This window comes from Bacillus cereus group sp. BfR-BA-01430, from assembly GCF_022663115.1.
Taxonomy (GTDB): domain Bacteria; phylum Bacillota; class Bacilli; order Bacillales; family Bacillaceae_G; genus Bacillus_A; species Bacillus_A cereus_BD.
The window spans coordinates 785403-803770 of the sequence record NZ_JAKUEW010000001.1 but is presented as its reverse complement, the minus strand read 5'-3'; the positions used below and the strand labels follow the sequence as shown (position 1 = coordinate 803770).

The window sequence follows — 18368 nt, the reverse complement described above, 5'->3', positions numbered from 1 at the left end:
ATTGATTGAATTAAAAAATATTCATAAACAATTTCGCGGAAAAACAATATTAGAAAACTTTCATTTAAAAATTGAAAATCAAGATTTTGTTGCTATTGTTGGAGAAAGCGGTCGTGGTAAAACAACATTATTAAACATAATGGGGCTATTAGAAAAAGCGGATGCTGGTGATATTATAATCGATACAATTACAAATCCTACTAAAAAACAAATTTTACTCTTACAAAGGAATGAATTTGGTTACTTATTCCAAAATTATGCATTAATTGAAAACGAAACGGTTGAAAAAAATTTATTGATTGCTTTAAAGTATCAGTCTCATATCAATAAACGTGAAAAAATAAAAGACGCTTTAAAAGAAGTAAATCTCGTTGGCTATGAAAAGAAGAAAATCTTTGAATTAAGCGGTGGCGAGCAACAAAGAATCGCTTTAGCTCGCATCCTTATTAAAAAGTGCAACTATGTTTTCGCTGATGAACCAACAGGTAATTTAGACGAAAAAAATCGAGATCAAGTATTTGACCTCTTAAAGAAAATGAACGATAACGGCAAAACGGTTGTATTTGTAACGCATGATTTACAACTAGCAGAAAAAGCAAAACGAATCATTCACATTTAATACGAATAATCTATGAAAGAATCCCATTCTTTTCTACTAAAGAATGGGATTTTTAAATTAACGTAATATTTCATTCGCTTCTTTTTCATAAATTTTATCAAATGATGTCATAATACGTTGTGAAGCTTGAACCATTTTTTGATTGGTCATAATATCTGCCATTTCTTTCGTCATATCTACATTTGAATTTTCTAGCATGTAGTTATGAACCGTTCCTGCTCCATTTGGTAAATCAGCAATATCCCCCTCTGCGAGTGTAAAGCTTTTATTTTCTCGCTGCACAAGGCGTGCATTTACTTCCGTATTTACCATCTTCGTTTGCAAACGAGCAATATTTTCTCTTCTAGTTTCATTCCCTACTTTAATTTCTCTAAAGAACGTTCCATCATTAGATACGAAAACATCTATATTTTCTGGAATACGAATACGCTCATTACTTTCATCCATAACATAAGCACCCGATGATGTTTGTAAATAACGATCCTTATTTACTGTAAAATGACCATCTCTCGTTAAAAATGTTTCTCCATCTTTGGAAGTCACAAAAAATGAGGCAGTCCCCGATGTACCATCATCTAAGTAAAAATCTGTAAAATTATTTGTAATTTGCACACTTCCCGGCAATAAATTCACATGTGTTGCAGCTGGTACCACTGCATAATCAACTGTACCAACTGCCGCTTTCGGTCCATCGCCAAGACGATACGTATTTTGTGAATCAAATACTTTTGAAGTTAGATTTTCCGCTTTAAAACCAGGTGTTTGTGCGTTTGCTACATTATTTGCATGTACATTAATGTGCTGCATGTAATTCATCATACCCATAGAGCCTATATAAATACCGTTCATACGAATTTGAATAAGACAAGTGCCTTATTCTACACCTCTTTTCTTATGATGTATGTAACATCTGTTTTGCTAAATGTTCTGCTGTAGCGATGTGTATATGTCGCTTCACATCTTGCCCATCTGTCATAAAGACAATCGGAGCTGATGAGACTGCTGGAATTTTTAACAACTCACCGCTACTTGCTGTTTCATCAAACTTTGTAAATATAATTCCATCAATATGAATCTGTTTAAAGTTCGTAATGATTTCAATCATATCTTTACTTTTCATCGACGCTGATAATGTTAAACATATATAATCAGGGTTCACTCGCTTCATCATTTCAATCATGTCTGCTACTGTTTCTGCTGTACGATAATTTTGCCCAGCTGTGTCAATGAAGATGTAATCCACGCGTGCCTCTTCTTTAAAATACGTAAGAGCTCTTTCCATAGCCGCTTCATCACGAACTGCAATTACTTCTGCACCAATTGTTTTCACATACTCTTGCAGTTGTTGCACCGTTCCAATTCGGGAATGATCCGTTGTAATAAAACCAATTGTTTTCTTTTGATCATGAAGCTGCCAAGCCATTTTGGCAATTGTTGTCGTTTTTCCAACTCCTGTCGGCCCAATTAAAGCAATCGTTTGTACATCTTTTTCAAATATATTTTCTGTATAAAAATGCGACTCCATATCTTCCAATATGAACGTAATTACTTCCTCTTCTGTAATCATCGTCGCATGTTTAAACTTCACTTTCATTTTTTCCGCATATGCGTTAATAAAATATGGTTCAACTTCATTTTGTTCTAACAGCCGAATCACTTTTTGAATAATAAATGGTACAGACTGTTGGTTTTCTTCTTTCCCCTGTACTTCCTCTCGTTCTCTTACATTAGCCAAAGAACCAAGTTGTTTCACTTTTGGATGCTTTCCTTGCTCTGTCTGTTTCACAACTGTAATTCCTCTTTGGAAAACTTGCAATAGTCTTTGTTTCTTTTTTGCCCATTCCTCACTATTTTCAATCTGAATGGTCATAGAAGGAAGTGAACTCGTTGTATGTTCTAAATTATGAAGCACGGTTCCAATATTATTTGTTTGTACAAATTTTTCTGAAGGCTCATGAACCATTTCCATCAATTGCTCGTGAAATTCTGGCGCTTGTGTCTCTTCTTCATTTTTCTTATCTTCTGGAAAAGCAACTAACATTTCATATTTCTTTTTCCAAAAGAATGGAATACTTCGCTTTACACTTTCATCGACGACATAATAATAATCATTACCATACTGATCAAATAGTTTACGATACAATTCATTTTTTGAAGCAGCCTTAATCCGTTTTAACGCTTCTTTCTTTTCAGTCACTTCCACAATCTCACCCCCTTACTATTCGATGTAAGCAATTTGATCTACAACAATTTCTGGCGCAAGTTCACTAATACATAGCACCTTTGCTTCAATTTGATAACGTTCAAGAAGTCTTACAACCCCAAATCTAAAATCTTTCCGGCGCGTTAATAAAACGGGCTCTCTTCCCATTAAGCGCGCTTGTTTAAAGATGCGCTGCACTTGTTCTACAACACGCGTTTCCAACTCTAAATCCCAGTTTAATAAGTAGCCTTGATAGGAGTTATTCACAACATCTGCATCTAATTCAAGAGAATCAGAGAACAGTGCCGCATAAATTTTCCCGTCAGGATTTTTCGCATGTTCACAAATGACTTTCGAAATACATTCGCGCACAAATGAAGTAACCCCATCGACGTGATTTTGATAAATTTCTTTTCCGTCAATAATTCCTTCAATAATCGTTGCTAAATCACGAATTGAAATTCCTTCTTTTAAAAGCTGCTTAATCACGTTTTGAACAAGTGATAAATCAATTTCTTTCTTCTTAATTTCTTCTAATAGAACACCATGATCGTTTTCAAGCGATTGTATTAAATCTTTCACATGTTGCCGCTGAATTAACTCATGAAGATTGCGTCGTATAATAACATCTAAATGTGTAATTAAGATGCTGAGTGGTTCTAATACTTGATACCCTTTCATCTGAGCATCTTGTACCATATGTTCTAAAATCCAGTATCCGTCTTCACCGAAAATTGGATCTTTTGCTGGTTCTGCATCTAAATCAGCCATCACATTAGGCGTTTTCAGCGCTAATAAATAACCCGATTTTAACACACCTTCCGCAACTTTCGCTCCTTTAATTCGAATCATATAACGCCCGCGCGGTCTAAAGCTCGTATTATCTTTAAAGTTAATTCCTGGTACATTTATCCCAAGATCTGTAATAATCGATTTCCTCATGAGAACAACTTTATCACGGGCTGTTTCCCCATTAATCTTCTGCTTAACTAGCGCAGCTAAATCTAAGCCAAGTTCGACGATGATTGGATATTTATCTGTAAATACACCGAATGAATCTTCCACTTGCTTTAGTTGATCTTCATCATTTTGAATCATTTCTAATTCTTTTTGCATTTCCGCTTCTTTTTCTTTTTCCATGCGTTTTTTATTGCGAATTCCTAAGAAAATAATTCCGCCACCAACAAGCGCAAATGGTAAGAATGGAAGCGGCGTAAAGATGCCCATTGCCATAAAGAGACCGCCTAGCGCATACACAACGATTTCATGCGCCATTAACTCTTTAAAGATTCCTTCACTTACTGTATCAGGTGAACCATCAAATACTCGCGTTACGATAATACCTGTTGAAATCGCAAGCATTAATGAACCGATTTGGTTTACGATTCCATCGCCGACAGTTAACTGCGTATAATGAAGCGCAGCTTCAGAAAAACTCATCCCTTGCTGCATCATACCGACAATTAAACCGAAAATAATGTTCACAAATAAAATGACAATCCCGAAAATAACGTCCCCTTTAATGAACTTTCCGGCACCGTCCATCGCTCCGTAAAACTCTGTTTCCATATTTAATTTTTTTCGTTTTTCTTGTGCATCTTTTTCTGTAATAATACGTTGGTTTAAATCAGCATCAATAGACATTTGCTTCCCTGGTAAAGAATCTAGTGTAAAACGAGCCGCAACTTCAGCTGTACGCGATGCACCATTTGCTACGATAAATTGGAAAATAATTAACACCGTAAAAATAACGATACCAATTAATAAGTTCCCACCAATTACAAACTGACCAAACTCTTCAATAACATGACCTGCATTTCCGTTTGTTAAAATCGCCCGCGTCGTCGAAACGTTAATCGATACACGGAAAATCCCGATTAATAACAACATAGTCGGAAATGATTTTAATTCGTCCCACTCTTTAATACTTGTTGCTCGCATATAAATAAGCACTGCCATGCTTAATAAAAAGACGATAATTATATCAAGTATAAAGGGCGGAAGCGGAATTAAGAGTGCCACAACGAATGACACTGCTAAAAAGATAGAAAAATAGGTTCTTGCAGAATCTATCTTAAACAAAGAGATCTCCTCCAAACGCGCTTTTATACTTCAATTTGTTTCGTTTGAATTAAATAGCGCATAACTTCAATGACAGCTACATATAAATCTTCTGGTATCGCCTCATCTTCTTCTACTTGGTAATATAAGGACCGAGCAAGCGGACGATTTTCCACCATTGGTATTTCTTGTTCCCTAGCAAGCGTACGCATATATAATGCTAGCTCATCTTCTCCCTTTGCGACAACAATTGGCGCAGCATCCACATATTTGTTGTAGCGAAGCGCTACGGAAATATGTGTTGGGTTATTAACAATAAACGTTGCACCATCCATTTTCTTCGCGATTGTTCCTTGTAAGATGGCATGCATAAAGTTTTTTCGTTTGCCCTTTACTTGCGGGTCTCCTTCATTATCTTTATGCTCTTGCTTCACTTCTTCTTTTTTCATTTTAATATCTTGCTCATACTCCCATTTTTGGTAAATGAAATCAACAATAGAAAGAACAATTAAAATGATTAAAATGGCTAAAAAGATAAATTTAATTTGTCTAATAATTTCTGTTAGCGATGCGGTCCAGTTAAATCCAATCATACTAACAATCTTCTCTAAATTCTTTTTAAAGAGAACATACGAAACATAACCAATTAAACACATATAAAACAATGACTTTACAATATCGACTAAACTTTTCCGGCTAAATAATCTCGTAAAATAGTTCTTTGGATTAATACGCGATGGTTTTGGTTTAATGATTTTTGAAGAAAATAAGAAACCAACTTGAATCATATAATTAAATAAATGGAACGCATAGACGAGTATAAGAACAGGAACTGATACTTTTAGAAGTAGCATCCCCATTAAATAGAAATACTCCGTCGTATCGGCATTTTTACCAATTTGATCAAACAGCACCGCAACAGAGTTGGCAATCTCATAGCCAAGCCAATCACCAAAAAAATAAACGACGACTGCTAATACAAGAATCGAAAATAAATTGTTTAAATCTTTACTTCGGGCAATATTCCCTTCTTCACGCGATTTTTTACGCTTCTGTGGGGTGGCCTTTTCTGTTTTATTATCCTTTGCCATACGCGCCCCCCTACTTTGTTAAGAAAAAGTTAAATAGTTTTGTATATTCTTCAAGTAATACATTTGTTAAATTTTTAAATACATAGCCAAGCATTGGTACACTCATCGCAATCAATAAAATCCCGCATGTAATTTTAATGACATATGCGTTCATAAAGACGTTTAATTGCGGCGCGTTCTTTGCAATTAAAATGAGAACAAAGTTAATAATAAATAAGCTCCCCATCAGCGGAAGAGCGATTTCTACCGCTGATGTAATCGCAAATAATAATGTTGCTAGCAAACTATCTAAAAAGTTTGTTGTGAGCAATTTTGAAATCGTTTCTGTATATTGAAACGATTTTAAAATCGTAGCAACAAAATAATCAATGCCTCCAAGTGAAATAAAAATAATGAGGAAGAAAATATCAAAAATCGTTGATAATAAAGTGGATTGTGCTCCAGCATTTACATCAAACAAACTTGCTTGTGATAAACCGATATCAAAGTCTAAAATATGGCCCGCCATTTTCGGAATATTCCATAACATTTCTATGATTTTTGAAAGTGATACGCCAATTACAATTTGCGTGCCAGCATACGCTACTACATCCCATACAGTCTGTATATGTGATACATCCACCTTATCAGCAACTGTAATGGAAAGCCCTAATCCAAACATAACTTTTACCATCGCTGGCATGGATCGCCCTGAAAAAAACGGTAAAAAATATAAAAATGACGTAATACGGCAAAATGCAAAAAATGTGGCCGCCCATAATTCCATATTCATTTTATTCCCCCATCTTTAATACGAACGCAGTAGCGATGGAATTTTATCAAATAAATCTAAAATAAGTGTCGTTAATTCTTGAAACATCCACGGACCTAAAATGATAATAACAAGAACAATACTTGCCATTTTTGGTAAAAACGTTAGCGTTTGTTCTTGAATTTGCATCATTGCCATAATAACAGCAATGACAATAACAACAACCATACTTACGCCGGCAACCGGCAAAAGTATCATAACTCCCTTATAAAAAAAGGATTGGAAAATATCTATAATTGGTGATGTATTCATTTATATGACTCCTATCACATAACATCAAAATCTCATATGCTTCAAGCAACCGTTTTAAACATAATATCTACAATTTTCGTATATCCACCTAAATATATGAAAACAAGTATTTTAAACGGCAAACTTAAAATCATCGGTGGTACCATCATCATCCCAAGGTACATTAACAGAGTACTAATGATTAAATCGATAAAGACAAATGCTAAATAAATGAACATCCCCGTCAGCAAACCTTTTTGGATTTGCGTTAACGTAAATGATGGAACAAGCGTAAATAACGAAATGTCTTTCGTATTTTTTGGTAACTCTTCTCCACGTACTTTCAACATCATTTTCAAATCATGCTTATACGTATGCTTGGCCATATATTCTTTCATAATGGGTGCGGTCGTTTCTGCTGCTTGCGTTACCGTTATTTTCGCTTTCGTCATCGGATCCCACACATCACTTTTTAACTGTCCAAGAACCGGCTGCATCGTAAATAACGACAAAAATAGAGCTAAGCCAACAAGGACTTGGTTTGGTGGTAAATTCATGACACCAAGTCCTTGTCTTGTAATCCCAAGAACAATCATAAAGTATGTAAAATGCGTGAAAAGAAGAACAATAGACGAAGATAGTGATAAAAGCGTTACAAGTGCAAATAACTGTACACTTGAATTACTCGTAAACTCTTTCCCATTTCCAAAATTAATAAAACCATTTGTCTCTGCATACGCTGGATTTGCAAAAATAATAGAAAAAATAATAGAAAATACAAAAATGACCGCAACTAACGATAAATTTTTCTTTATTCTCATGATGGTTCCTCTACTTTTTTCGTTTCGCTCTTTATCGCGTCTTCTAGCGCTTGTTGAAACTGATTTCCTGTTAATTGCACAGACTGCACACCGTTATTACTCACAACAGTGAACACTTGCTTCCCGTCCACTTCAAATAAAAAAGCGCTCGTTTGATGGTTTAAATACACGCCGTCCTTTACTTGAATATGGCCGTTCTCACCTTGTTTAAAGAACTGCTGTTTGCGCGTCTTTTTGGTCATATAGTACGCACCATACCCGAGAGCGCCAAACAGTAATACAACTTGTAATAAGGTCGTCATATACGACATATGACTCCTCCTCTACTCTTTTTCCTGTACTTGTTTTTGCGCCTTTAGAAGCGCAGCGTGTTTCTTATCGGCCTCAATTTCAGAAATAATAATACCAAACTGTTCATCCATTACAATTGCTTCTCCAATGCCGACTTTTATATCACTTAAATACACATCGACTTTATGCCCAAGTTTCTTCTCAACCTCTAGCACATCACCAACTTTTAAATTTTTCACATCGCCAAGCTGAATCGATGCTTTTCCAAGTTTGACACCAAGCTCAATCGAAATATCCGAAATAGTATCAATATGAGCTTTAGCTGGATCATTATGCTCTCCTGTATATTCTTCTAAACTCATTAACGATACAGGTGATACTTCATGCTTCATATAACCCCTCCTATTCTACAAATTTTTTAAATAAGAACGCCTTACGAGTTTTATCCTTGCCAATAAAACAATTAAACTTATGTTTTCCATCTACATATCCACGTAACTGATCGGTTACCTTTGTACGTAATGGAATAATATCGCCCTCTTCAATTTGTTCAAGCTCACCAATTGTCATTTTTTGTTCCCCTACTGAAACGCGAACCGGTTTATACACTTGATTGACTTTCGTTTCCACTTCTGACGTATACTTTTTCCGCTTATCAGAAGAATGTTCCACAATATTTTCCGACGTTAACTTATCCATAATGTCTTCAACTGACAAGAACGGAATGCCAATTCGAACCGTTGTATCCCAATACTGTGTTTTCATATTCACATTTAGTAAGGAAATAATGTCGCTCGCTGTCGTAATCTTTAACGCATTTGGATCCGTTTCTGTCGTCACAAACTTCGGCTGAATTGCCACAACACTTTCAAATGCTTGCTCTAAATTTTTACAAAGTAAAGAGAAAATGTTATCAAGTGTTAAAAATTCAAATGCTGTCAGAGGCCGGCGCATAGAAAAGTCGCGTTTACTATCCCCGCCAAGCCAACATTCGTGAATATAAATAATGAATGCAAGGTCCATCTCGATTACAATTTCTCCAAGCTCTGGTAACCCAAGATCGATCACGCAATATAAATAATAATCTTTCGGCATTTTCTCCACATACTCACTTGTAAATGGAACTTGTTCAACAGTTGAGGGCTCTAGTTCAATTGGAATGCGCATCCGTGCCGCAAGTGACTGAGACGTTTGCTTGCCAAAGCTCGCCGCAATCGCTTGTAAGCTTCGTAAATGCTCAACTCCAAATTTCTCTGGCCTATTAAAATCATATTCTTGAAATTTCTCTTGCTTATCTGCCTCTTGCGCAAAAGCTGGCATTTCTGAGCCATCATTCATCGCCTTCAGCAACGCATCAATTTGCTCTTGGCTTAATTTATCGCCACTCATGAAAATCCCCTTCCCTATCCTTTCAATTCAACAATTTCGACATACATCTTTCCGTTTTTTGTCAAAATCTTCCCGGTACCAATCTCTTCATTCTCCAGCATAAGACGAACCGTATTTTTCGTTGAATCTTCAAGACGATACAATGTCCCTTTCGTAATATGAAGCAGATCTTCAATTTTCTTTTTCGTTTTCCCAATTTCAAAATAGATTGTTAACGGAATATCATCTTGTAATTTCAAATCTAGCCAACTCCCATATCATGTTCACCAAAATATCATATTTTTCTTTATATACTATGAATTTTTTTATTTCGAAACGTCAATATTTAATATTTTTTTAATATATCCTTGCGTTTCTTTAAAAGGCGGTACACCTCCATACTTTCTTACATTGCCAGGACCAGCATTATAAGAGGCAAGCGCCAAAACGAGATCTCCGTTATTTTTCTTTAAATAACCAACAAGTTCTTTCACTCCAGCTTCAATACTTTCCGCTGGTGAAAATGGATTTTGCACACCTAGTTCTCTCACATTTTCTGGCATAAGCTGCATTAATCCTTTTGCGCCGGCATGAGATACCGTTTTTGGATTAAAATCCGATTCGACTTCGATCATTTTTTGAATTAATGTTTTCGGAACTCCGTATGTACGACTTACTCGATCAATAATATCCATATACTTCTCTTCATTTTCAGAACGTATTTTTTGAATATTATATTTCTTTGTTAATCCCCACGCATCTACACTCTCATTCTTCGTTTCTGGGAAACGTCGCACAAATTCTTTTTGCGCCGTTTGAACCTCTGCTACCTGCTTTGATTCAGACATCTCAAGTTGTTGAGTCGATTGGCTCACTTCGTCTACTTTTGTAGGCTGCGCAGTAGCTTTCACCTCTTTCACTGGCGTACTTTGCAATGTTTCATGAAAACGACTGCTTACAAAAGATTGAGGACTACTTAACTTTTGCTGAATTTGTCCTCTCTTATAGGAAAGAACTTCTTTTACTATATTTCTAATCATCATAATATCACCTTTTCGGTAAACAAAGATAATCTAATATTAGAGTTTTTTTTTAAAGTTTGCAATAATCCTTTTCATAATATGTAATAAAAAAATGAAAAAAATGTTAAACTGTTATTTTTTATATTCATTCATTCAAATTTTTAGTTGACACTTGCTATAACAAGGATTACAATAAATCTCGAAATTGATTTTTTTGTATATTATCGTTTTGAGATTTACAAAAAAATAAAATAAAATAAAAAATGGGGGTTCTTCATAATGAGAATCAATACTAACATTAATAGCATGCGTACTCAAGAGTACATGCGCCAAAACCAAGAAAAAATGAACACTGCAATGAACCGTTTATCAAGCGGTAAATCCATCAATAGTGCAGCTGACGATGCAGCAGGTCTTGCAATTGCAACTCGTATGCGTGCAAAAGAAGGCGGTTTAAACGTTGCTTCTCGTAACTCACAAGATGGTAAATCTATGATTCAAACAGCTGATTCAGCATTAAACACAGTATCAAACATCTTACTTCGTATGCGTGACTTAGCAGTTCAATCTGCAAATGGTACGAATGATACTTCTGATCATACTGCTCTTCAAAAAGAATTTAAAGAATTAGCTGGACAAATTGATTATATCTCTGCTAATACATCATTCAACGGTACAAAATTATTAAATACTGCTACTACAGTTAACATTAAGTCTACTGATGCTTCTGGTGCTGATACAATCGACATTTCATTGATTGCAGTTACAGCATCAACTTTAGGTGTATCTGCTGCTGACGCTATTGCTAATAAATCTAACGCTGATTCTGTAATTGGTACGATTGATGCCGCAATTAATTCAATCGCTGATCACCGTGCAACTTTAGGTGCAACTTTAAATCGTTTAGATTATAATATCGAAAACTTAAACAACCAAGCTACAGCTATGTCTGCTTCTGCTTCTCAAATCGAAGACGCTGATATGGCAAAAGAAATGTCTGAAATGACAAAATTCAAGATTTTAAGTGAAGCTGGTGTAAGCATGCTTTCTCAAGCTAATCAAACGCCACAAATGGTGAGCAAATTATTACAATAATCCATTTGACGAAAATAAAAAATAAACCTTTCTGCAAGCAGAAAGGTTTATTTTTTATATGTAAGAATACCTTTTAAACATACTATTCAAAAACAATTTAAATTATCGTATACTATAAATAAACTTTTATAAAGGAGAAATAGAATTTGAATAAAGATAAGATTACTATCATTGTACCAATGTACAATGTTGAAGAATATATAGAGCAAACCATTCAATCGTTATTAAATCAAACCCATCCAAATATAGAAATCATTTTAGTTGATGATGTATCAACAGATCAAACTTTTTCAATTGCTTCTTATTATGCTAACAAAGACGAGCGAATTAGGCTTATAAAGCAAGGTGAAAATTGTGGTGTAGCACATGCTAGAAATACGGGTTTGCAACTAGCTACAGGTTCTTACATAACATTTGTAGATGCCGATGATTTATTACATGTAAAAGCACTAGAAACAATGTATACAATTGCATCTAAACAAAAAGCTGATTTAGTTATAGGCGCATATGAAATATTTAAAACTATATCCTCCAACCTAATTCAAAAAGAATTAGACTCGCCTATTACACGACAATTATTCATTGATGCCAACCCAGAAATTTTTTCTAATGTTTATAGTTGGGGGAAATTATATAAGAAAAAAGTATTCGAAGGAACATTCTTTCCTACTGACCTACCTTTAGCTGAGGATCAACCCTTTTCAGTGGATATATATTTAAAAGCTAAAAAAATATGTATAACTTCTTCTATTGTTTATTTCTATAGAAATAGAGATTCTGAAAATGTTTCTTTGACACAGTCTGCATTCACTACACCGATAGTTTATTTACAATACTACTTTCGCGCATTTGAAAAAGTAAAACACCTTTTTGAGAAAAGTGAATATGGCCTAAAAAATCCAGGTTTCACTATATATGTTAGAAGAGTAATCGAAGGGAGTATTCACTACATTTTCATTGGTAACTTAACCAAAAATACCCCTGCTATGCAACAACAAATAATTACACTTCTTACCAATTGGATTCAAACTCTAGATGCTGATTTAATTTTAAAAACAGGAAGTTTCCAAAATGTTTTTGTTGCACCTGTGGAAAAGTATATTAAACATATGAATCCTGAACTTCTACAACACTATATAAAATTATTAACAGTTATTAAGGAAAAAATACTTACAGCTTCACAGCAAAAACAGAAAATAAACCCAGTAGAAGAACAAAATAGTATTCTAAATACTTTTTTGGAAGAGATTGATAATTTCTTAATAAAGCATAACATTGTAGCATCAAAGGATTACTTCGTTTGCTATCCTAAAGTACATTCCTTAGATATTAATAACAATGTAGCAATTGTACAATTTCAACTGATTCAAGGTACAAACACTTCAGAATATGAAATATGCTTATCCAAAAAAAATAAGTATTGGGCAATTTCGAATATACAATTTCAACAAAATATTTTTAAAAAAAATATCATAATAAAAAATAAAAAACCAAAAATTTTACTTACATATAGAAATTTCAGTGGATGTAATACCCTTGCCTTGTATAAATCAATTCCTGACTATATAAAAGAGCACTTTAAAATTGAACTTGTTTCAGGAAACAAGTTTACAAATGAATACTTTCAAAAAATAGTAGATAGTGATATTGTAGTTACAACAAATATGGAATACCGTTTTAATAAACAACGTTTCAATCCAAATCAAATTGTAATTGATTTATGGCATGGTTTTCCATTAAAAACTATGTTTTATACTGATCACAATTATCATGATAAAAATAGTGTGGCTTCTATTTTTAGTCAACTAAATTATTTAACATCTTATTCCCCACTATATAATGAGGCTTTATACAAATGTATACGAGTAAATCCCAATAACTTTGTGATTACTGGTGCTCCTCGAAATGATTTATTATTTAATAAAAACAGTCGGGAATTATTGTTTAAATTGCTAAACAAAAATGATATTAATCAAAAATTTATATTTTATATGCCAACGTTTCGTTCGAAAACTCAACCAAACCATACAGATTACTCTTCGAACTTATTTGGCTTTAACAAATTTAATTTACATAGCTTTAATCATTTTTTGAAACTACACAATTTCGAATTAATTGTAAAACCTCATCCAATATTTGGTGAAAGTTATCATGATATGTTAAAAGAACTTTCTAATATAAGTGTATTCCCAACAGAAAGATTAGAAAAGGAACAAACAGATCTTTATGAAGTATTAAGTGCAACCACTCTATTAATTACAGATTATTCTTCTACCTATTTTGATTACTTATTACTAGATAAGCCTATTATATTTACTCCAACAGATGTAGAAGAATATTATGAGGATCGTGGTTTCTTATTATCAGCTTATGAAGATTGGACACCAGGACCAAAAGTGTTTAATCAACAAGATTTACAAAATGAAATTATTTCTTATAACACTAATACTATATATTATCAAGAAATAAGAAAACAAATATCACAAAAAATTCATACGTATCAAGATGCAAATTCATCAAAAAGAACATGGGAATTTATTGCAAATCTTCATTTTAAAAAATAGTATATCTTTATAATTAATCATAGCCACCTTTCTAAAGAATAGTTTGCACAAAGCCTATACTACCAGCCAGCGTCTAAAAGCGCTGGCTTTTCCACTTTGTCCACCCCTGGAGGGCTATTGATATGACGTACTCCTCTTTGAAACTGTATATTTTTTATTGTTACTTCATTCAATCTCACTGTACTCATATCATATCCTTCTGCTCAAAAATGTCTATTTTCAAATTTATATTTACATGTTTATCAAACATCATGAGCGCACTCTTTTCTTTTAAATAACTCATAAAACTTAAAACAAATAACTTTTGAGGAATACTTACCAACATTTGAACATGATCTAGCATCAAATGTCCTTCTATTATTTCTACACCTTTGTATTTGCATAGTGTTCTTAAAATTTCTTCAACACTCTTTCTATATTGATTGTAAATTATGTTTCGTCTTCTTCAGGATCAACTGACTAAATTCGATAATAAAAAAGCAATTCACTAAATTGAATTGCTCCCGAGTTATGGGCATTAAAAGGTCTATAACTCTTTTTTGTATTTTTATGTTCAATTATAACAACAAACTTTTTATTATAATTAAACATAAAAATACAAAAATAACGAAATTAAATCACTATATGAAAAAATTAAAGACAGATTCGTTTTTGAAATTATTACTCTTTGCGCAATTACATGAAACGAAAAGTTTGCACGCACTAAATAATTGTTTATTTGATGACCAACTTCAAAAGAAAACACGATTATCAATAACGTATTGAAATGCTCTCTTTTTAACGAAAACAAATTCCCTTTTATTAGTGGTTTAATGTTGTTAGTTGTATTCGAGCTTTTTGCTTCTCGCGAAGCCTATATGAATCTCCCTTAATATTAGATGTTGTTGCATGATGTAAAAGTCGGTCTACAATGGCTGTGGCTAACACCTTATCTCTAAAAATTTGTCCCCACTCTATAAAAAATTTATTTGAAGTTACAATAAGTGCATCGCCTTGTTCATATCTCTTTAAAACGCATCACCATTGCATTTTTCACATTCAAGAGCGTGTTCAATATCTTGCCGTTATCCAAACATTTATAAAGCATGACAAAGCCATCCCCATCGAAGTACAAACATTTATAACAATCTTTGCTCCACCCAGAAAATAAGAAAATGGAATCGTCATATGAACCAAGTTCGAAAGAAACAGTGTTGCCAGTCCATCAATTCCTTTTCGCATATCTATTTTACCGCAAATGATATAAATGTTTTTCACACTTGTATAATCGTGTTTCACTAATCTTTCAACTCCCTCATAACCATTTGGATGATATGCTCATCTACGCTATTGTAGAAGAAGTTTTCAGCGTTGCCCGTTTTAATCCTGCAAGTAGGTTTTGAGGAAAGCACTGCTGATTTTGTTGCAGAAGTATTTTTTCTTTCGCTATGTAATGTTACAGGGACAATGGTACGTTTTTGTTGTGGCATATGAAAACATCTCCTTAATGTGATAAGTTTATCATACTAGGAAGTGCTACTCTATTTATATGCGTTGTTTGAATACGGGCTTACGATCAAATCCTGTTTCTTCAGATATCGCTTTAATTGTCCAGCCTTTTTAATACAATTCCCTAATCACAAACCCCCCCAATCTTGACAATAGTTTCTTCACTCCATCATTATTGTTTTGAAACTATTGTCCGATATTTTAGAGGAATTTGAAACCTCCATTATAAAGGATTTTTCCACTGTTACTAACACGATTAGATTCTATTAGTGTTTTACAGCTATCACGTCGATTAAACAAAATGAACCCTGATATATTTCATGGATTTAATCACTCAAATGCATCAAAAACAGGTTATTCAAAAATGAATATGCCTGTAAAGATTATTAATTCAAGCACGCTACTGCTCAATTTGGCACGTCACCAATGGACAATTTTGGAAAACAAAAACCGATATGAAGCTCCACTTATGTCTCGTGTTCATGTGAAAAGGTAAGTCCTGTCCAGAAAAAGATATGATCACAAATACGCAAGAATGTGCTTGTTGGTACTTGAACTATGAACAATTTGATCGTATGACAGATGGCAACTATTTTTCTATTTCTAGGATGAGTGAAAACTCAGTCATACAAGAAATTTACGATTTTAAAATACCTGGTATAACACAAAATCATGTGGAAGACTTTTTTCGTTTACTGAAAATTATAGATTCGAAAGGAAATGCACTTTATCTACTTACCAACCTCTTTGATTTAGAACCTGAAGAAAATTCATATATATATCACGGTGGACGATCTAATGAAAAGCTGTACCGTAATCAACAAAATATAGATGTCACTCTAGTTTTAAATAAAAATCAAATAGATATTCCTACCTCTATTCAGATGCTTCCTTTGTTGCTTTGAACTATAAAAATTAATAATTTGAATTTTTATAGTTCAAAGCAACACTAGTGATATTTCATTTAATAAAATAACTATACACATGACATAACTGGATAATATCAGTAAGTAAAAAGAATTTAATGCAATTAGTCATAATCGTTATTAATGGACACTCAAAAGATGGCTTCGGTATACCCCAAAATACCTAGGCCATCTTTTAAGTTACCTATAACCTTCTCTTTATATAGAAATACAGTTCAAACAATGGAATACTTTTTTACCTTTAGTTTTTATTGCATTACATTAACTAAATATACGAACAAAGCTCTTTAACACTATCCACAATAATATCTGCTTTAATAGAAGATTCTTCATACATATATCTACTAGTCTCGCCACTTAATACTAATATAGAAGTTATATCTGTATTATCTGTTAACTTAATATCGGTATATAGTCTATCACCAATCAAGACAATATCCTTCATCTCAACATTTTCTTGATTTATTATGTGTTGTATACCATATAAATTGGGCTTACCAAATATTTTTTGTGGCCTATAACCAGTAGTTAATTTTATAAGTTCAATATAACTTCCGATATCAGGTATATCATACCCTAATTCTGTTGGACATACCATGTCAGTATGTGTAGCATAATATGGGACCCCTTTATTTATTAGTTTAATAAATGTCAGTATTTTTTTATAATTTATTTCTGTATCATATGTCAATAGCAAACCTTGTGGAGTATTCTCATCATAAATAAAGCCATTTTCCTCCATATATTTATCTACTTCTACATTAGCCATCCAATATATTCTTTGTAACTTTTTTTTCTTAAAAAAATTAATAGCTAAATCTAAAGAACTAATTACTTCAATTTCTCCTTCTATCTCCATATCCATAAGTTTCTTTTGGTAATACTTTGGTGTTCTTGAAGAATTATTGGTCATTACATATATTTTTTTCTTTTGTTGAAAAAGCTGTTTTATAAACTCTTTAGAACCTGGTATCAATTGATTCCCTAAATATAAGGTACCATCCAAATCCAAAACAAATACTTTTTTCTTATTTAACTTTATTATATTTTTATTAAATAGTTTTTCAGCTACTGATAAATCTTTATAATTATCTATTTCATACCAGCAAGCATTATCAATATTCAGAGGTAGAACATTTATATTCTTAGAATTCATCAATGTGTCTAATAACGTTTCTGTCCATTCATTTTTATGCTTCTTAACCTCTATAACCTCTATTAAATTATCTTTTACAACCGATATATCCTTGGATAAAAATTTGTAAATATCAATTGAACATCCATATGAATCTGATTGCTGAATTTGTTTAGAAATATTTTTTATTGTCCCATCTTCTCTAACTGTCACTTTCATAGATTCCTCTAAAAATCTATCTTTATCAACACAAATAGCACTATGAGCAAAAGAAGTTAGCTTTGTTATAATATTAGCATCAAAAACTATGTCTGCATTCATTAAAATGCAATCACCTATTAAATATTCTCTTGCCAAATATAATGTATACAGATTATTTGTAGTCTCGTATTCTTCATTATATACAAATTCAAAATGAACATCTGGGTATCTTTTTTTACAAAAATTAACAATATCCCTTGAATAAAACCCTGTACAAACTACGATATCATATACTTCATTCTTAACCAATGCATCTACTATATATTTCAACATAGGGCTTCCATTTACTTCAACAAGTGTTTTTGGTTTATCATTTGTCATTGGTCTTAACCTAGATCCTATTCCAGCTGCCAAAATAATCGCTCTCATACTATTCTCCTA

General features: G+C 33.1%; 18 protein-coding genes and 5 pseudogenes. 5 read left to right on the top strand and 18 right to left on the bottom strand.

Translation table 11 applies throughout. The features are described from left to right. Position 1: 1 nt before the first annotated feature. Positions 2-619: a putative bacteriocin export ABC transporter gene (locus MR058_RS04225; RefSeq protein WP_242142778.1), complete on the top strand. Its 618-nt coding sequence runs from the start codon at positions 2-4 to the stop codon at positions 617-619. Between the two features lie 57 nt (positions 620-676). On the opposite strand, the gene MR058_RS04220 is transcribed toward MR058_RS04225, so the two are convergent. From MR058_RS04220 to MR058_RS23830, 12 genes and pseudogenes are all read right to left on the bottom strand, one after another. Continuing rightward, on the bottom strand, positions 677-1468 hold the full coding sequence (locus tag MR058_RS04220) for a flagellar hook-basal body complex protein (RefSeq protein ID WP_242142777.1): 792 nt from the start codon (positions 1466-1468) through the stop codon (positions 677-679). 43 nt (positions 1469-1511) lie between these two features. Then, entirely contained in the window at positions 1512-2822 is a 1311-nt protein-coding gene (locus MR058_RS04215) for a GTP-binding protein (RefSeq protein ID WP_242142776.1), read from the bottom strand. 15 nt (positions 2823-2837) lie between these two features. Continuing rightward, positions 2838-4904, bottom strand: a complete 2067-nt coding sequence (gene flhA / locus MR058_RS04210) for a flagellar biosynthesis protein FlhA (RefSeq protein ID WP_242142775.1) — start codon at positions 4902-4904, stop codon at positions 2838-2840. 23 nt (positions 4905-4927) lie between these two features. Next, on the bottom strand, positions 4928-5974 hold the full coding sequence (gene flhB / locus MR058_RS04205) for a flagellar type III secretion system protein FlhB (protein ID WP_242142774.1): 1047 nt from the start codon (positions 5972-5974) through the stop codon (positions 4928-4930). Between the two features lie 10 nt (positions 5975-5984). Further along, complete coding sequence (locus tag MR058_RS04200; RefSeq protein WP_242142773.1) at positions 5985-6746, bottom strand: flagellar biosynthetic protein FliR; 762 nt, start codon at positions 6744-6746, stop codon at positions 5985-5987. Between the two features lie 15 nt (positions 6747-6761). After that, a complete protein-coding gene (locus MR058_RS04195) occupies positions 6762-7037 on the bottom strand; it encodes a flagellar biosynthetic protein FliQ (protein WP_242142772.1) in 276 nt (91 codons plus the stop codon). A gap of 41 nt (positions 7038-7078) precedes the next feature. Beyond that, on the bottom strand, positions 7079-7837 hold the full coding sequence (locus MR058_RS04190) for a flagellar type III secretion system pore protein FliP (RefSeq protein WP_242142771.1): 759 nt from the start codon (positions 7835-7837) through the stop codon (positions 7079-7081). Continuing rightward, a complete protein-coding gene (locus tag MR058_RS04185; protein ID WP_242142770.1) occupies positions 7834-8148 on the bottom strand; it encodes a flagellar motor switch protein FliN in 315 nt (104 codons plus the stop codon). Before MR058_RS04185 ends, MR058_RS04190 begins: the two co-directional genes overlap by 4 nt. A 12-nt stretch (positions 8149-8160) precedes the next feature. Beyond that, complete coding sequence (locus tag MR058_RS04180; RefSeq protein ID WP_242142769.1) at positions 8161-8520, bottom strand: flagellar motor switch protein FliN; 360 nt, start codon at positions 8518-8520, stop codon at positions 8161-8163. A gap of 10 nt (positions 8521-8530) precedes the next feature. Next, positions 8531-9517 carry a flagellar motor switch protein FliM gene (fliM, locus tag MR058_RS04175; RefSeq protein WP_242142768.1) on the bottom strand — a complete coding sequence of 329 codons (987 nt, stop codon included), beginning with the start codon at positions 9515-9517 and terminating at the stop codon, positions 8531-8533. A gap of 14 nt (positions 9518-9531) precedes the next feature. Beyond that, positions 9532-9756: a flagellar motor switch protein FliN gene (locus MR058_RS04170; RefSeq protein ID WP_012093869.1), complete on the bottom strand. Its 225-nt coding sequence runs from the start codon at positions 9754-9756 to the stop codon at positions 9532-9534. Between the two features lie 87 nt (positions 9757-9843). Next, positions 9844-10191, bottom strand: a pseudogene (locus MR058_RS23830) (lytic transglycosylase domain-containing protein); the annotation flags it as partial. A gap of 606 nt (positions 10192-10797) precedes the next feature. Here MR058_RS23830 and MR058_RS04160 point away from each other — a divergent pair. Both MR058_RS04160 and MR058_RS04155 read left to right on the top strand, forming a co-directional pair. Next, positions 10798-11613, top strand: a complete 816-nt coding sequence (locus MR058_RS04160) for a flagellin N-terminal helical domain-containing protein (RefSeq protein ID WP_242142766.1) — start codon at positions 10798-10800, stop codon at positions 11611-11613. Positions 11614-11759: 146 nt separating this feature from the next. Then, positions 11760-14177 carry a bifunctional glycosyltransferase/CDP-glycerol:glycerophosphate glycerophosphotransferase gene (locus MR058_RS04155; RefSeq protein ID WP_242142765.1) on the top strand — a complete coding sequence of 806 codons (2418 nt, stop codon included), beginning with the start codon at positions 11760-11762 and terminating at the stop codon, positions 14175-14177. A 59-nt stretch (positions 14178-14236) separates the two neighbouring features. Here MR058_RS04155 and MR058_RS23265 read toward each other — a convergent pair whose 3' ends face one another. Next, positions 14237-14365: a hypothetical protein gene (locus MR058_RS23265; RefSeq protein ID WP_277926422.1), complete on the bottom strand. Its 129-nt coding sequence runs from the start codon at positions 14363-14365 to the stop codon at positions 14237-14239. 18 nt (positions 14366-14383) lie between these two features. Continuing rightward, positions 14384-14583, bottom strand: a pseudogene (locus tag MR058_RS04150) (transposase); the annotation flags it as partial. Positions 14584-14726: 143 nt separating this feature from the next. Between MR058_RS04150 and MR058_RS04145 the strand changes: the two are divergent. After that, a pseudogene (locus MR058_RS04145) lies at positions 14727-14915 on the top strand (DUF4372 domain-containing protein); the annotation flags it as partial. Positions 14916-14978: 63 nt separating this feature from the next. Here the strand turns inward: MR058_RS04145 and MR058_RS04140 are convergent. The 3 genes and pseudogenes from MR058_RS04140 to MR058_RS04135 form a co-directional block, all read right to left on the bottom strand. Next, a pseudogene (locus tag MR058_RS04140) lies at positions 14979-15185 on the bottom strand (ATP-binding protein); the annotation flags it as partial. Then, positions 15175-15348 (bottom strand): annotated as a pseudogene (tnpB, locus tag MR058_RS23575) (IS66 family insertion sequence element accessory protein TnpB); the annotation flags it as partial. The pseudogenes tnpB and MR058_RS04140, both read right to left, overlap by 11 nt. Before the next feature lie 106 nt (positions 15349-15454). Further along, positions 15455-15646 carry a hypothetical protein gene (locus tag MR058_RS04135; RefSeq protein ID WP_242142764.1) on the bottom strand — a complete coding sequence of 64 codons (192 nt, stop codon included), beginning with the start codon at positions 15644-15646 and terminating at the stop codon, positions 15455-15457. Positions 15647-16180: 534 nt separating this feature from the next. Here MR058_RS04135 and MR058_RS04130 point away from each other — a divergent pair. Beyond that, positions 16181-16570: a hypothetical protein gene (locus MR058_RS04130; RefSeq protein WP_242142763.1), complete on the top strand. Its 390-nt coding sequence runs from the start codon at positions 16181-16183 to the stop codon at positions 16568-16570. A 286-nt stretch (positions 16571-16856) separates the two neighbouring features. Here MR058_RS04130 and MR058_RS04125 read toward each other — a convergent pair whose 3' ends face one another. Further along, positions 16857-18356 carry an HAD-IIA family hydrolase gene (locus MR058_RS04125; RefSeq protein ID WP_242142762.1) on the bottom strand — a complete coding sequence of 500 codons (1500 nt, stop codon included), beginning with the start codon at positions 18354-18356 and terminating at the stop codon, positions 16857-16859. Positions 18357-18368: the final 12 nt, after the last annotated feature.

Excerpts from the sequence above, each read along its gene's own strand:
- MR058_RS04180 (WP_242142769.1), bottom strand. The coding sequence starts at position 8,520 with ATGAAGCATGAAGTATCACCTGTATCGTTAATGAGTTTAGAAGAATAT.
- MR058_RS04185 (WP_242142770.1), bottom strand. The coding sequence starts at position 8,148 with ATGTCGTATATGACGACCTTATTACAAGTTGTATTACTGTTTGGCGCT.
- flhB (WP_242142774.1), bottom strand. The coding sequence starts at position 5,974 with ATGGCAAAGGATAATAAAACAGAAAAGGCCACCCCACAGAAGCGTAAA.
- MR058_RS04220 (WP_242142777.1), bottom strand. The coding sequence starts at position 1,468 with ATGAACGGTATTTATATAGGCTCTATGGGTATGATGAATTACATGCAG.
- fliM (WP_242142768.1), bottom strand. The coding sequence starts at position 9,517 with ATGAGTGGCGATAAATTAAGCCAAGAGCAAATTGATGCGTTGCTGAAG.
- MR058_RS04160 (WP_242142766.1), top strand. The coding sequence starts at position 10,798 with ATGAGAATCAATACTAACATTAATAGCATGCGTACTCAAGAGTACATG.
- MR058_RS04125 (WP_242142762.1), bottom strand. The coding sequence starts at position 18,356 with ATGAGAGCGATTATTTTGGCAGCTGGAATAGGATCTAGGTTAAGACCA.
- MR058_RS04195 (WP_242142772.1), bottom strand. The coding sequence starts at position 7,037 with ATGAATACATCACCAATTATAGATATTTTCCAATCCTTTTTTTATAAG.
- MR058_RS04200 (WP_242142773.1), bottom strand. The coding sequence starts at position 6,746 with ATGAATATGGAATTATGGGCGGCCACATTTTTTGCATTTTGCCGTATT.
- MR058_RS04135 (WP_242142764.1), bottom strand. The coding sequence starts at position 15,646 with ATGCCACAACAAAAACGTACCATTGTCCCTGTAACATTACATAGCGAA.
- MR058_RS04190 (WP_242142771.1), bottom strand. The coding sequence starts at position 7,837 with ATGAGAATAAAGAAAAATTTATCGTTAGTTGCGGTCATTTTTGTATTT.
- MR058_RS04130 (WP_242142763.1), top strand. The coding sequence starts at position 16,181 with ATGATCACAAATACGCAAGAATGTGCTTGTTGGTACTTGAACTATGAA.
- MR058_RS23265 (WP_277926422.1), bottom strand. The coding sequence starts at position 14,365 with ATGAGTACAGTGAGATTGAATGAAGTAACAATAAAAAATATACAGTTT.